Annotated in this window: 13 protein-coding genes and 2 tRNA genes; all 15 read left to right on the top strand. The window is 43.5% G+C overall.

Annotated elements, in window-relative coordinates; genetic code table 11:
* Positions 1 to 54 precede the first annotated feature (54 nt).
* The 15 genes from NSS75_RS00320 (at position 55) to spoIIE (ending at position 14,294) form a co-directional block, all read left to right on the top strand.
* Positions 55 to 672, top strand: a complete 618-nt coding sequence (locus NSS75_RS00320) for a 50S ribosomal protein L25/general stress protein Ctc (protein WP_024123620.1) — start codon at positions 55 to 57, stop codon at positions 670 to 672.
* Between the two features lie 105 nt (positions 673 to 777).
* Positions 778 to 1,344 (top strand): aminoacyl-tRNA hydrolase, encoded by a 567-nt coding sequence (pth, locus tag NSS75_RS00325; protein ID WP_339235271.1) that lies wholly within the window; start codon positions 778 to 780, stop codon positions 1,342 to 1,344.
* A 60-nt stretch (positions 1,345 to 1,404) separates the two neighbouring features.
* The gene (locus NSS75_RS00330) at positions 1,405 to 1,635 is read left to right on the top strand and encodes an anti-sigma-F factor Fin family protein (RefSeq protein ID WP_024123622.1); all 231 of its coding nucleotides are present in this window, start codon (positions 1,405 to 1,407) and stop codon (positions 1,633 to 1,635) included.
* Between the two features lie 69 nt (positions 1,636 to 1,704).
* Positions 1,705 to 5,238 (top strand): transcription-repair coupling factor, encoded by a 3,534-nt coding sequence (gene mfd, locus NSS75_RS00335; RefSeq protein WP_339235273.1) that lies wholly within the window; start codon positions 1,705 to 1,707, stop codon positions 5,236 to 5,238.
* 135 nt (positions 5,239 to 5,373) lie between these two features.
* Complete coding sequence (gene spoVT / locus NSS75_RS00340) at positions 5,374 to 5,910, top strand: stage V sporulation protein T (protein ID WP_024123624.1); 537 nt, start codon at positions 5,374 to 5,376, stop codon at positions 5,908 to 5,910.
* A 181-nt stretch (positions 5,911 to 6,091) separates the two neighbouring features.
* Positions 6,092 to 7,690 carry a polysaccharide biosynthesis protein gene (locus NSS75_RS00345; protein ID WP_339235276.1) on the top strand — a complete coding sequence of 533 codons (1,599 nt, stop codon included), beginning with the start codon at positions 6,092 to 6,094 and terminating at the stop codon, positions 7,688 to 7,690.
* Complete coding sequence (mazG, locus tag NSS75_RS00350) at positions 7,680 to 9,149, top strand: nucleoside triphosphate pyrophosphohydrolase (RefSeq protein ID WP_339235279.1); 1,470 nt, start codon at positions 7,680 to 7,682, stop codon at positions 9,147 to 9,149. The genes NSS75_RS00345 and mazG overlap by 11 nt, the downstream gene beginning before the upstream one ends.
* A gap of 1 nt (position 9,150) precedes the next feature.
* The gene (locus tag NSS75_RS00355) at positions 9,151 to 9,411 is read left to right on the top strand and encodes an RNA-binding S4 domain-containing protein (RefSeq protein WP_024123627.1); all 261 of its coding nucleotides are present in this window, start codon (positions 9,151 to 9,153) and stop codon (positions 9,409 to 9,411) included.
* 78 nt (positions 9,412 to 9,489) lie between these two features.
* Positions 9,490 to 9,792, top strand: coding sequence for a sporulation protein YabP (gene yabP / locus NSS75_RS00360; protein ID WP_024123628.1), 303 nt, complete (start codon positions 9,490 to 9,492; stop codon positions 9,790 to 9,792).
* Positions 9,789 to 10,424, top strand: coding sequence for a spore cortex biosynthesis protein YabQ (yabQ, locus tag NSS75_RS00365; RefSeq protein WP_024123629.1), 636 nt, complete (start codon positions 9,789 to 9,791; stop codon positions 10,422 to 10,424). Before yabP ends, yabQ begins: the two co-directional genes overlap by 4 nt.
* 17 nt (positions 10,425 to 10,441) lie before the next feature.
* Positions 10,442 to 10,819: a cell division protein DivIC gene (divIC, locus tag NSS75_RS00370; protein WP_010332711.1), complete on the top strand. Its 378-nt coding sequence runs from the start codon at positions 10,442 to 10,444 to the stop codon at positions 10,817 to 10,819.
* Between the two features lie 80 nt (positions 10,820 to 10,899).
* Positions 10,900 to 11,286 carry a S1 domain-containing RNA-binding protein gene (locus tag NSS75_RS00375; RefSeq protein WP_003218379.1) on the top strand — a complete coding sequence of 129 codons (387 nt, stop codon included), beginning with the start codon at positions 10,900 to 10,902 and terminating at the stop codon, positions 11,284 to 11,286.
* 167 nt (positions 11,287 to 11,453) lie between these two features.
* A tRNA-Met gene (locus NSS75_RS00380) sits at positions 11,454 to 11,530 on the top strand.
* 9 nt (positions 11,531 to 11,539) lie between these two features.
* Positions 11,540 to 11,611 (top strand) — tRNA-Glu (locus tag NSS75_RS00385).
* 199 nt (positions 11,612 to 11,810) lie between these two features.
* Positions 11,811 to 14,294, top strand: coding sequence for a stage II sporulation protein E (gene spoIIE, locus NSS75_RS00390; RefSeq protein WP_024123630.1), 2,484 nt, complete (start codon positions 11,811 to 11,813; stop codon positions 14,292 to 14,294).
* Positions 14,295 to 14,369: the final 75 nt, after the last annotated feature.

Genomic DNA, 14,369 nt, shown 5'->3' on the forward strand with positions numbered 1-14,369 from the left:
TTTTGGGTATTGTTTCTAATAGGACAATAAAACGATAATAGGATGGTGCTGAATATGGCAACGTTAACGGCAAAAGAAAGAACAGGTTTCACCCGTTCGTCTCTTCGGGATATCCGTACTTCAGGACATGTTCCAGGTATCATTTATGGAAAAGACACGGCAAACAAACCGGTATCCTTAGACAGTGTGGAACTTATCAAAACACTGAGGGATGAAGGCAAGAATACAGTCATTACACTCGACGTCAACGGAGAGAAGCACGCTGTCATGGTAACAGAGCTGCAAACGGACCCGCTGAAAAATGAGGTCACTCATGCTGACTTCCAAGTAGTCAATATGAGTGAAGAAATTGAAGTGGAAGTGCCGATTCATCTGACCGGAGAAGCAATTGGAGTGAAAAATGGAGGCGTATTGCAACAGCCGCTTTACGCTCTAACCGTGAAGGCGAAGCCAAAAGCAATTCCGCAATCGATCGAGGCAGACATTTCTGGTCTTGATGTAAATGATGTACTCACGATTGAGGACTTGCCTGCCGGCGGTGACTACTCCTATAATCACGAATCAGATGAAGTTGTGGCTTCTATTCTTCCTCCGCAGCAGCAGGATGCTGCAGAAACAGACGCTGAGGAAACTGCCGATGCTCAGCCTGAAGGTGAAAACGAAGATCAATAATAGCTTAAGGCGTAACCCTCCCGCGGTTACGTCTTTTGTGCTAGAATGAGAAGAATTATAGCCCGTGTTAGAGCGGGAGCTTATGTGACTAAGGGAGGATTTGCCATGCTTGTAATTGCTGGCCTCGGAAACCCGGGAAAGAACTATGAAAATACAAGGCATAATGTCGGATTTATGGCAATAGACCAGCTTTCGAAGGAATGGAACATTGAGCTGAACCAGAGCAAATTTAACGGATTATACGGAACCGGATTTGTTTCCGGCAAAAAGGTTCTACTTGTTAAACCGCTTACATATATGAATTTATCAGGAGAATGTTTGCGGCCTTTAATGGATTATTATGATGTAGACAACGAAGATTTAAAAGTCATTTACGACGACCTTGATCTGCCGACTGGCAAGATCCGTCTAAGAACGAAAGGCAGTGCCGGCGGGCATAATGGCATCAAATCACTGATCCAGCATCTCGGAACGCCTGAGTTTGATCGCATCCGCATCGGAATCGGGCGGCCAGCGAACGGGATGAAGGTGGTTGATTATGTTTTAGGCGCTTTTACAAAGGATGAAACACCAGCAATTGAGGAAGCGATTGAAAGGTCCGTTAAGGCTTGTGAGGCTTCTCTCAGCAAACCATTTTTAGAGGTTATGAACGAATTCAACGCGAAGGTATAAAATACATAATCAAAGTCCATACTACACCAAAATGACTTTTTCATCAGGAGGGTCCCTTGTATGGCTTTGCATTATTATTGTCGTCATTGCGGAGTAAAAGTTGGAAGTCTGGAATCTTCCATGGTATCGACAAACTCACTTGGATTTGAGCACTTAACAAACGAGGAAAGAAACGATATGATTTCATATAAAGACAATGGAGATGTCCATGTTCTTACAATATGTGAAGATTGCCAAGAGGCGCTTGAACGAAATCCGCATTACCACGAACATCACACATTTATTCAATAAAAAGCTTTGGTGTAGACACTAGACCAAAGCGTTTTTCTGTTCTTGCAGAAAACAGAGAGGAGGGGCCATATGGACAACATTCAAACCTTTATTAAAGAAAGCGATGACTTCAAATCCATCGTCAACGGTTTAAACGAGGGGCTGAAGGAACAACTGCTCGCGGGTATTTCAGGTTCCGCGCGTTCTGTTTTTACTTCTGCTCTGGCTAATGAAACGAATAAGCCTATCTTTCTAATCACCCATAATTTATACCAAGCTCAGAAAGTAACGGATGATCTGACTTCACTTCTTGGAGATCGGTCTGTCCTTCTGTACCCCGTCAATGAACTCATATCATCAGAAATCGCGGTGGCTAGCCCTGAACTGCGGGCGCAGCGCTTAGATGTCATTAATAGATTAACAAACGGAGAAACGCCTATAGTTGTTGCTCCGGTGGCGGCTGTCAGAAGAATGCTGCCGCCGGTAGAGGTGTGGAAAAACAGCCAAATGATCATTCAGGTGGGTCATGATATCGAACCGGATCAGCTGGCAACCCGACTGGTAGAGGTGGGATACGAGCGGTCTGATATGGTTTCTGCACCCGGTGAATTCAGTATTCGCGGCGGAATTATCGACATTTATCCGCTGACCTCTGAGCATCCGGTCAGAATCGAATTATTCGACACCGAGGTTGATTCCATCCGCAGCTTTAACTCCGATGATCAGCGGTCAATTGAAACCTTGACCTCCATCAGTATCGGTCCGGCAAAGGAACTGATTATCAGAGCTGAAGAAAAAGCACGTGCAATAGAAAAGATGGATAAAGGCCTTGCCGACAGCTTGAAAAAATTAAAGCTCGACAAGCAAAAAGAAATCCTGCATATGAATATTTCTCATGATAAAGAGCGTTTATCTGAAGGCCAGACAGATCAAGAACTGGTGAAGTACCTTTCATATTTTTATGAAAAACCTGCTAGTTTGCTAGATTATACACCTGATAACACGCTGCTTATTTTGGACGAAGTCAGCCGGATTCATGAAATGGAAGAGCAGCTTCAAAAGGAAGAAGCGGAGTTTGTCACAAATCTGCTGGAGGAAGGGAAAATTTTGCATGACATCAGTCTGTCATTCAGCTTCCAAAAAATAGCTGCTGAACAAAGACGGCCTTTGCTGTACTACTCTTTGTTTTTACGCCATGTTCAGCATACGAGCCCGCAAAATATCGTAAATGTATCCAGCAGACAAATGCAGAGCTTCCACGGGCAAATGAATGTACTTGCCGGTGAAATGGAGCGGTTTAAAAAATCAAACTTCACCGTTGTGTTTTTGGGAGCAAATAAGGAACGTACACAAAGACTGTCTTCTGTTTTGGCCGATTATGAAATCGAAGCGGCGATGACTGACAGCAAAAAGGCGCTTGTTCAGGGACAGGTTTATATCATGGAAGGCGAGCTTCAATCAGGATTTGAGCTGCCGTTAATGAAGCTTGCTGTCATTACTGAAGAAGAATTGTTTAAAAACCGCGTGAAAAAGAAACCTCGAAAACAGAAGCTTACGAATGCAGAGCGCATTAAGAGCTATTCTGAGCTTCAAATTGGTGATTATGTCGTTCATATTAATCACGGGATCGGAAAGTATTTAGGGATCGAAACCCTTGAGATCAATGGAATTCACAAAGACTATTTGAACATTCACTATCAGGGAAGCGACAAGCTTTATGTGCCGGTTGAACAAATTGACCAGGTACAGAAGTATGTCGGATCAGAAGGAAAAGAACCGAAGCTGTATAAGTTAGGCGGCAGCGAATGGAAGCGGGTTAAGAAAAAAGTAGAAACATCCGTTCAAGACATCGCTGATGACTTAATTAAACTGTATGCCGAAAGGGAAGCGAGCAAGGGCTACGCATTTTCTCCTGATCATGAAATGCAGCGTGAATTTGAATCGGCGTTCCCTTATCAAGAGACAGAAGATCAGCTCCGCTCTATTCACGAAATCAAAAAAGACATGGAAAGAGAGCGGCCGATGGATCGACTGCTTTGCGGAGACGTGGGTTACGGGAAAACAGAGGTTGCCATCCGTGCGGCGTTTAAGGCAATCGCTGATGGAAAACAGGTCGCACTGCTTGTCCCGACAACCATTTTGGCTCAGCAGCACTATGAGACCATTACAGAGCGCTTTCAGGACTACCCGATGAATATCGGCCTGCTTAGCCGATTCAGAACAAGAAAAGAAGCAAACGAAACGATCAAAGGATTGAAAAACGGAACGGTTGATATCGTCATTGGGACACACCGACTGTTATCAAAAGATGTTGTTTATAAAGACTTAGGGCTGCTCATCATTGATGAGGAGCAGCGTTTTGGTGTCACCCATAAAGAAAAGATCAAACAGATTAAAGCCAATGTGGATGTATTAACATTAACAGCGACGCCGATTCCGCGTACGCTGCATATGTCTATGCTTGGCGTAAGGGATCTCTCGGTGATCGAGACGCCGCCGGAAAACCGCTTCCCTGTACAGACATATGTTGTGGAATACAATGGTGCCCTTGTCAGAGAGGCGATTGAGCGCGAGCTTGCGCGCGGAGGCCAAGTCTATTTCTTATACAACAGGGTAGAGGATATCGAACGGAAAGCAGATGAGATTTCAATGCTTGTCCCTGACGCGAAGGTTGCGTATGCCCACGGGAAAATGACAGAAAATGAATTAGAAGCTGTCATGCTGAGTTTCCTGGAAGGGGAATCAGACGTTCTCGTCAGCACAACAATCATTGAAACGGGTGTAGATATTCCAAACGTGAATACGCTGATCGTGTTTGACGCCGACAAGATGGGTCTTTCCCAGCTTTATCAGCTGCGTGGACGTGTCGGCCGTTCTAACCGTGTAGCGTATGCGTATTTCACGTATCGCCGGGATAAAGTGCTTACTGAAGTAGCTGAAAAAAGACTGCAGGCGATTAAAGAATTTACGGAGCTGGGATCTGGTTTTAAAATCGCCATGCGCGACTTAACGATTCGCGGAGCCGGAAACCTCCTTGGCGCTCAGCAGCACGGCTTTATCGATTCGGTTGGATTTGACCTCTATTCGCAAATGCTAAAAGAGGCCATAGAAGAGCGGAAAGGCGATACAGCGAAAACGGAGCATTTTGAAACAGAAATTGATCTTGAGCTAGATGCGTACATTCCGGAAACTTACATTCAAGACGGCAAACAGAAAATTGATATGTATAAACGCTTCAGATCTGTGGCTTCAATTGAAGAGAAAAATGAACTTCAAGATGAGATGATTGACAGGTTTGGAAATTATCCAAAAGAAGTTGAATACTTGTTTACCGTAGCTGAAATGAAGGTTTATGCGAAAAATGAACGGGTCGAATTGATTAAGCAAGATAAAGATGCAGTCAGGCTGACCATTTCTGAAGAGGCTAGTGCTGATATTGACGGCCAGAAACTGTTTGAGCTTGGCAACAAATACGGCAGACAAATCGGACTGGGAATGGAAGGAAAAAAACTCAAAATTTCCGTTCAAACGAAAGGCAAGACTGCGGATGAATGGCTCGAAACCGTGCTGGGCATGCTGAAGGGCCTTAAAGATGTGAAAAAACAAACCATTTCATCAACGTAAATTTTGTTACTCTCTGGTGTATATTACATTTGATGTGACGGATACTAATTTCAAGCGAGGCGGAAGGTACATAAAGTAACTGCTTTAGGTCTTTCCCACATTGTATAACCATCAAATGAAAGAGAGGCACCAGAGATGAAAGCAACCGGTATCGTACGTCGTATTGATGACTTAGGACGGGTCGTGATTCCTAAAGAAATTCGCAGAACGCTGAGAATCAGGGAAGGCGATCCGCTTGAGATTTTTGTAGATCGTGACGGAGAAGTTATTTTGAAAAAATACTCTCCGATAAGTGAGCTTGGAGACTTTGCAAAGGAGTATGCAGACGCGCTTTATGACAGTCTTGGCCATTCAGTGCTTATCTGTGACCGTGATGTCTACATTGCCGTCTCCGGAAGTTCCAAAAAAGACTACTTAAACAAGCCGATCAGCGAAATGCTGGAAAAAACAATGGATCAGAGAAGTTCCGTGCTTGAGAGCGATGCAAAATCCGTGCAGCTTGTGAATGGCATTGATGAAGATATGAGTTCGTATACTGTCGGCCCGATTGTGGCGAATGGCGACCCGATAGGTGCTGTTGTGATTTTTTCAAAGGATCAGACGATGGGCGAAGTAGAGCATAAAGCCGTTGAAACAGCAGCTGGGTTTTTGGCTCGTCAAATGGAACAGTAGGTCTTATTACAATTATCAAAATAGGTATAGAAAGAACAGCTCTCCTTGGGACGCTGTTCTTTTTTGTGCAGGCTGAAAAAGGATTCCAAGGGTTGGGGTATGGTATAATAACCTCGTTTTTATTTGTGCCAAGGTCATTGCGAACTCTGCATGGCCCCTGACGTTGGGAAGGAGCTTTTGGATGGATGATTCAATACGCGTCAAACGGCATTGGATGTGGCAGGGGGCTTTTGTTTTAATTCTGGCAGGCGTTATTTCAAAAATATTAAGCGCCGTTTACAGAGTCCCATTTCAAAACATTGTCGGCGATGTTGGATTTTATATATATCAGCAGGTATACCCTTTTCTTGGTATTGCCGTCATGCTTTCAACATCAGGATTTCCGGTGATTATTTCTAAACTGATGAATGATTATAGTGAAAAAAACCATAACACCATAATGAAAATTTCAGCGCTGGTTTTATCGGTAATAGGTGTTTTTTTATTTCTGTGTTTATATATGGGAGCTGTTCCGATCGCTCTGTTTATGGGTGACTCGCATCTCGCCCAGTTAATTCAAGTAACTGCATATGCGTTTCTTCTGTTTCCATTTGTCGCGCTGCTCAGGGGCGTTTTTCAAGGGAGGCACAATATGCTGCCATCCGCTTTATCGCAAATCATGGAACAGTTTCTGCGGGTAGCGGTGCTTTTAGGGTTATCTTTTTGGCTCATCAAAAAGGGTGCCTCGCTTTATACTGCGGGAGCGGCAGCTGCTTCTGGTTCTCTTGCCGGAAGTTTGATTGCGCTTATCATCCTCGTCTTTTTTTGGTTCAAAACGAAAAAGCCTGAAAAAGCGGAAATAGAAAAAGAAAATCACATTACAACAAATCAATTAATTAAGAAACTGCTTTTATATTCGGTAACGATCTGTGTAAGCAGCCTGCTGCTTTTGTTTATTCAGCTTGTCGATGCGCTGAATTTATATTCTTTGCTGTCTGGCGGTGAGGTGAGTGAAGAAGCAAAGCGGCTGAAAGGAATTTATGACCGGGGGCAGCCTCTTTTGCAGCTCGGTTCTGTTTTCGCAATGAGCATCGGGACCTCACTCGTACCGTTGATTTCAAGGGCGGTAAAGGACAATCAAGTGCTGGTGATGAAACAAAGAGTGACGTCTTCCTTAAAGCTGTGTCTTGCGATTGGCGTTGCGGCGTCTGCTGGTCTCATCTGCATCCTCGAACCGGTCAACATTATGCTGTTTCAAAATGGTGAAGGAACAGCTGCGTTACAGATATTTAGCTGCTCCATTTTGTTTGCGTCCTTGGCGGTCACGGCTGCTGCTGTCTTACAGGGAACGGGAAACACGGTATTTCCTGCAATAGCGGTAGGCGCAGGCGTGGCTGTGAAATGGGTGTTAAATACCTTTTTGGTTCCGAGTTATGGAATTGAAGGGGCTTCATTTGCGACAGCGGCTACCTTTGCGGCTGTCGCCGGCCTTAATTTATATCGCCTGCGGCAAAAAGAATGGCTGGACAAGATGAGAGGCGTTATGCTTCCGATTATTGGGTCCGCTTTATTGATGTCTGCTGTCTTGCTTGCTTATTTACGCCTTTGGTCTTTTCTGTTTGATGCGGAAGGAAGAGGATATGCGGCGGTTGAAAGTCTTTCTGCTGTCGCCATTGGAGGCGCGGTGTTTATTTATTGTATGATGAAATTGGGAATATTTACGGATGAAGAGCTCAACAGTGTGCCTTTTGGCAGCAAGTTAAGCAAACTCACAAGAAGGAGAGAACAAAATGGCAGGTAACATTACAGTCGTCGGGCTTGGCGCCGGAGACATGGACCAGTTGACAATTGGCATACATAAGCTGCTGACAAAGGTGGACACTCTGTTTGTCAGAACAAAAGACCATCCTTTAATTCAGGAGCTAGAAAGCGAAACGAAGAACATTCGTTATTTTGATGATATATATGAGAAGCACGACCAGTTTGATGCGGTATACGAAGAAATTGCTGACATTCTCTTTGGAGAAGCGAAGCATCAGGACGTTGTTTATGCGGTTCCGGGGCATCCATTTGTAGCAGAAAAAACAGTACAGCTGCTGACGGAGCGGCAGGAAGAAAAAAACATTCAGGTGAAAGTCGCGGGAGGGCAAAGTTTTCTTGATGCCACTTTTAATGCCTTGCAAATTGATCCCATTGAAGGCTTTCAATTTGTGGATGCCGGCACATTGAGCGCGGATGAGCTTGAGCTCAGACATCACCTGATCATTTGTCAGGTTTACGACCAAATGACTGCATCCGAAGTGAAGCTGACATTAATGGAGAAGCTGCCGGATGATTATGAAGTTGTGATTGTAACTGCAGCCGGAAGCCGGGATGAGGATATTCGGAGAGTGCCTTTATTTGAACTGGACCGTAATGTCGCCATGAATAACTTAACAAGTGTGTATATTCCGCCGATTAAAGAAGAGAAGCTGCTGTACCGGGAGTTCTCCGCGTTTCGGCGCATTATCAGAGAGCTTCGCGGGCCTAACGGCTGTCCGTGGGATAAAAAGCAGACTCATCAGTCATTAAAACAATACATGATTGAAGAGTGTTATGAACTTCTCGAAGCAATTGACGAAGAAGACACAGACCATATGATCGAAGAGCTTGGCGACGTTTTGCTTCAGGTCCTGCTTCACGCGCAAATCGGTGAAGATGATGGTTATTTCACAATAGATGATGTGATTAAAGGGATCAGTGAAAAAATGGTCCGAAGACATCCCCATGTGTTTAAAGATGTTAAGGTTCAGGATGAAAACGATGTTTTGGCAAATTGGGAAGATATTAAAAAAGCAGAAAAACATACATCTGAAGAATCCTTGTTAGACAACGTCCCGAAAACCCTTCCTGCTCTTTCTAAAGCTGCTAAACTTCAGAAAAAAGCGGCAAAAGTCGGTTTTGACTGGGAAGATGTGAGTGATATTTGGGAAAAGGTGAATGAGGAGATGGAGGAATTTTCTTCGGAGGTTTCTGAAGACCCTCATGAACACAATCTCAAGGCCGAATTTGGCGACGTTCTCTTCGCCTTGGTAAATGTAGCCCGCTTCTACAAAATAGAACCGGAGGAAGCATTGGCGATGACAAACGATAAATTCCGGAGACGTTTCTCTTATATTGAGCAAACAGCGAAGGAAAAGGGAATCGAGCTGGCTAATATGTCTCTTGAGGACATGGACAACCTGTGGAATGAAGCAAAAGAAACTGAGAGGAGATCATAATATGAGATTAGATAAATTTTTAAAAGTATCACGGCTGATTAAACGACGTACACTAGCGAAGGAAGTAGCTGATCAAGGCAGAATCTCCATTAACGGAAATCAGGCTAAAGCAAGCTCAGACGTAAAACCTGGAGATGAATTAACGGTCCGCTTCGGCCAAAAGCTTGTAACGGTACAAGTGAATGAGCTCAAAGACACGACGAAAAAAGAAGAAGCCGCAAATATGTATACGGTGCTAAAGGAAGAAAAACTCGGCGAATAGGCTTGTTCTAAAAGAATCCCCCGCCTCATACAATGCAGTAATAATGCTAAAAGTATCGAGGATATGGGGGCTGAATAGATGAATTCATATTATGAACAAAAAGGTTCTTCTTCTGTTCCGGAACAGCACGATGTGACAATGAAAGGCCGGAAACATTTAGATATTTCTGGGGTTAAGCAAGTTGAAAGCTTTGATAACGAAGAATTCCTGCTGGAAACAGTGATGGGAATGCTCTCAGTCAGAGGCGAAAACCTTCAAATGAAAAATCTTGATGTAGAAAAAGGGATTGTTTCGATCAAAGGCAGGGTATTTGATTTAGTGTATTTAGACGAGCAACAAGGGGATAAAGCTAAAGGGTTTTTTAGCAAGTTGTTTAAATGACGCTGACGACACAATTCTATACAATGCTGGCGATGTCCGGTATGGGCCTCTGGCTTGGCGCGTCGCTTGATACGTACAGGCTCTTTGTCATCCGTGCCAGAACAGCCAGATGGCTTTTATTTATTCATGATATTCTTTTCTGGATTTTGCAGGGGCTGCTCTTCTTTTATGTCTTGCTTCATGTAAATGAGGGAGAATTCAGGCTGTACATTTTTTTGGCGGTTCTGCTGGGCGTTGCGACGTATCAAAGCCTTTGCAAACGAATCTATATAAAAATACTGAAATTCGTCATTTATCTTGTTGTTTCTGTTTATCAATTCTTAAAAAAGCTCATTCAGCACGTGTTATTTCGTCCTATTGTGTGGACATGCGGAGTCATCATCTGGCTGGTCACGTTTCTCTTTCAGAGAACATACCGCCTGATCGGTTTTCTCATGTTATGTCTTTATAAAATAGTCATGGTTCTGTGTTTTCCGATCCGCTTTATCGTGAAACAATGTATGAAACTTCTTCCTGAAAAACTGCGTCTAACTTTCAGACGATATTTTCAAAAAGGTGCAGGATTTCTAAAAAAGAAGAAGAAACTATTGGTAACCATAAGAACGACCATTACACGTTTTTTGAAGAGATGAAAGGAGGACCGTCTGATTTGAATTTTTCCAGGGAACGAACGATAACTGAAATACAAAACGACTATAAAGAAAAAGTAGAGCGGCAAAATCAGCTGAAGAAAAGAAGAAGAAAAGGGCTGTACAGACGGTTGACTGTATTCGGCGCCCTCGTATTTCTGACGGCAATTGTACTGGCAAGCTCTGTATGGAGCCAAACATCTTCCCTTAGTGCAAAAGAAGAAAAGAAAGAACAGCTTGAAAAAGAACTGAAGAATTTAAAGACAAAGCAAACGGATTTAAAAGAAGAAATATCCAAATTAAAAGATGAAGATTACGTCACAGAGCTTGCCAGAAGAGACTTATTCATGTCTGGAGACGGTGAAATAATCTTTAATGTGGAGAAGAAGAACAAGTAGCCTTGTTGACACTTAAATTTTTATTTAGGTATAATTAAGCAAACGATCTTTTTATAAGCCTAAGGAGGAGCACTTTTTTTATGTCGATTGAAGTGGGCAGCAAGTTGCAAGGGAAAATTACAGGTATTACAAATTTTGGAGCATTTGTTGAATTGCCTGGAGGCTCAACCGGTCTCGTTCATATCAGTGAGGTAGCCGATAATTATGTTAAAGACATTAATGATCACTTAAAAGTCGGCGACCAAGTTGAAGTGAAAGTCATCAACGTTGAAAAAGACGGGAAAATTGGTTTATCTATTAAAAAAGCTAAAGACCGTCCGCAAGCCAGACCTAGAAATGATTTCCGTCCGAAAGAATCTTTTGAACAGAAAATGAACAAATTTTTAAAAGATAGCGAAGATCGCTTGTCATCTTTAAAACGCAATACGGAATCAAAACGTGGAGGGCGCGGAGCAAGAAGAGGATAACTTGCTGCTTTCTATAAATAAATGAAGCATCCGTTCGTCCCAACGGGTGCTTTTTTTATATGCTCTCTCAAGGTAAGAGTCAGAAAATTATAACATTAAAGTTTCTGTTGACGAAAAGGACAAACCTTTGTATTATATAACTTGTGCTTAGAAGCACAAAACAATATGGCGGTGTAGCTCAGCTGGCTAGAGCGTACGGTTCATACCCGTGAGGTCGGGGGTTCGATCCCCTCCGCCGCTACCATATTTGTTAGGCCCGTTGGTCAAGCGGTTAAGACACCGCCCTTTCACGGCGGTAACACGGGTTCGAATCCCGTACGGGTCATACTGAAAAATCGGTTTCTGTAACAGAAACCGATTTTTTTCATTTTTAGACATCTTTCTGGAAATTCTCCGCATAAACGAATTTCAGGGCAGAAACCGTCGAAGACTTCTTTGGTATAGTTACCTTCTTTTGACAAAATCCTATCTGTGCTTTCGCTATAATGACAGGCAACGAATATAACAGGTGGGAGATGAGAGAAATGGAAAAAGCAGAAAGAAGAGTGAACGGGCCAATGGCGGGACAAGCTTTTGAAAAACTCCAATCGTTTTTTAACAGGGGAGCGAAGCTGGTGACTCATCATTTGCATTCACTGTTTTTCTATAAAGGATTCATTTATGTCGTCATCGGGTTTTTGCTTGGACGAGCTTTCATATTATCCGAGGTCCTTCCTTTCGCCCTTCCTTTCTTTGGGGCAATGCTTCTGATCAGAAGAGACAAGGCGCTGTATGCAGTGCTGGCTGTGCTTGCAGGTGCAATGACAATTTCTCCGAAGCACTCATTACTCATATTAGCGGCGTTGCTTGCATTCTTCGTGTTTTCTAAAGTAGCATCCTTCATCACAGATGATCGTGTGAAAGCCCTTCCGATTGTCGTGTTCTTCTCCATGGCGGCGGCAAGAGCGGGTTTTGTTTACGCTCAGAATGGCGCGTTTACAACCTATGATTATGTGATGGCTGTTGTAGAAGCGGGGCTGTCCTTTATTTTAACGCTGATTTTCCTCCAAAGCCTTCCGATTTTCACAGTGAAGAAAGTAAAACAATCCTTAAAAATAGAAGAAATCATTTGTTTTATGATTCTGATTGCTTCGGTGCTGACTGGACTTGCAGGCTTGTCCTATCAAGGGATGCAGGCAGAACATATCCTGGCCCGTTATGTTGTATTAAGCTTTTCCTTCATCGGCGGTGCAAGCATCGGCTGTACAGTGGGTGTCGTGACAGGCCTGATTCTCGGCTTAGCCAATATCGGAAATCTCTATCAAATGAGTCTGCTCGCATTTTCTGGCTTATTAGGCGGCTTGCTGAAAGAAGGAAAAAAAGCAGGTGCGGCAATCGGGCTGATTATCGGATCGCTTCTTATTTCTTTATATGGAGAAGGCTCTGCCGGTCTGATGACAACGCTCTATGAGTCATTGATAGCAGTCGGCCTGTTTCTGCTTACGCCTCAGTCCATCACAAGAAAAGTGGCGAGATATATTCCGGGTACTGTGGAACATCTTCAGGAGCAGCAGCAATACGCGAGAAAAATCAGAGATGTCACTGCTCAAAAGGTGGATCAGTTCTCCAATGTATTTCATGCATTGTCAGAAAGCTTTGCAACCTTTTATCAAGCGTCTGACGAACAAACAGATGACAGCGAAGTCGATCTGTTTTTAAGTAAAATTACGGAGCATTCCTGTCAAACGTGCTACAAGAAAAACAGGTGCTGGGTTCAGAACTTTGATAAAACATATGATTTAATGAAACAAGTTATGCTTGAAACAGAGGAAAAAGAGTATGCTTCAAACCGAAGGCTGAAAAAAGAGTTTCACCAGTACTGCTCTAAATCACGTCAGGTTGAAGAGTTGATAGAGGATGAACTTGCCTATCATCATGCGCATTTAACCCTTAAGAAAAAAGTGCAGGACAGCAGGCGGCTTGTGGCTGAACAGCTCTTGGGTGTTTCAGAGGTCATGGCAGACTTTTCTCGGGAAATAAAAAGGGAGAGGGAACAGCACTTTATCCAAGAAGAACAAATTATTGAGGCTCTTCAGCATTTTGGAATAGAGATTCAGCAGGTGGAAATTTACAGCCTTGAACAGGGGAACATTGATATTGAAATGACAATCCCATTCAGCGGGCATGGAGAAAGTGAAAAAATCATAGCGCCTATGCTTTCTGACATTTTGGAAGAGCAAGTTCTCGTGAAAGCCGAGCAGCATTCGCCGCATCCAAATGGATACAGCCATGTCGCGTTTGGATCAACAAAATCGTACAGAGTGTCTACGGGTGCGGCTCATGCAGCGAAGGGCGGCGGCCTTGTCTCCGGCGACAGCTACAGCATGATGGAGCTGGGCGCAAGAAAATATGCAGCTGCTATCAGCGACGGCATGGGCAATGGCGCGAGGGCTCACTTTGAAAGCAATGAAACGATTAAACTTCTTGAAAAGATCCTTGAATCAGGAATTGATGAAAAAATAGCAATCAAAACGATCAACAGCATACTGTCTCTGCGGACAACGGATGAAATATATTCCACGCTCGATCTTTCTATTATCGACCTTCAGGATGCGAGCTGTAAGTTTTTAAAGGTTGGATCAACACCGAGCTTTATCAAACGGGGTGAGCAGGTGATGAAAGTCCAAGCGAGCAATCTGCCAATCGGCATTATTAACGAATTCGACGTTGAGGTTGTGAGTGAGCAGCTGAAGGCGGGAGACCTCCTGATCATGATGAGTGACGGTATTTTCGAAGGCCCTAAACACGTGGAAAATCATGATTTATGGATGAAGCGCAAAATGAAAGGGTTAAAAACAGATGATCCGCAGGAAATTGCTGACTTACTCATGGAGGAAGTGATTCGCACAAGATCAGGCCAAATTGATGATGATATGACGGTTGTTGTCGTCCGAATTGATCACAATACACCAAAGTGGGCGTCTATTCCCGTTCCGGCCATCTTTCAAAGCAAACAAGAAATTTCATAACGCTTCCGTATAAATCAATTTTCTTCTGGCGAAGATGGAACTATATGAATCTGAGAATCATCGTATTCTCCAGGA

It is taken from the genome of Bacillus sp. FSL K6-1012 (assembly GCF_037964915.1).
GTDB classification, from domain to species: domain Bacteria; phylum Bacillota; class Bacilli; order Bacillales; family Bacillaceae; genus Bacillus; species Bacillus halotolerans.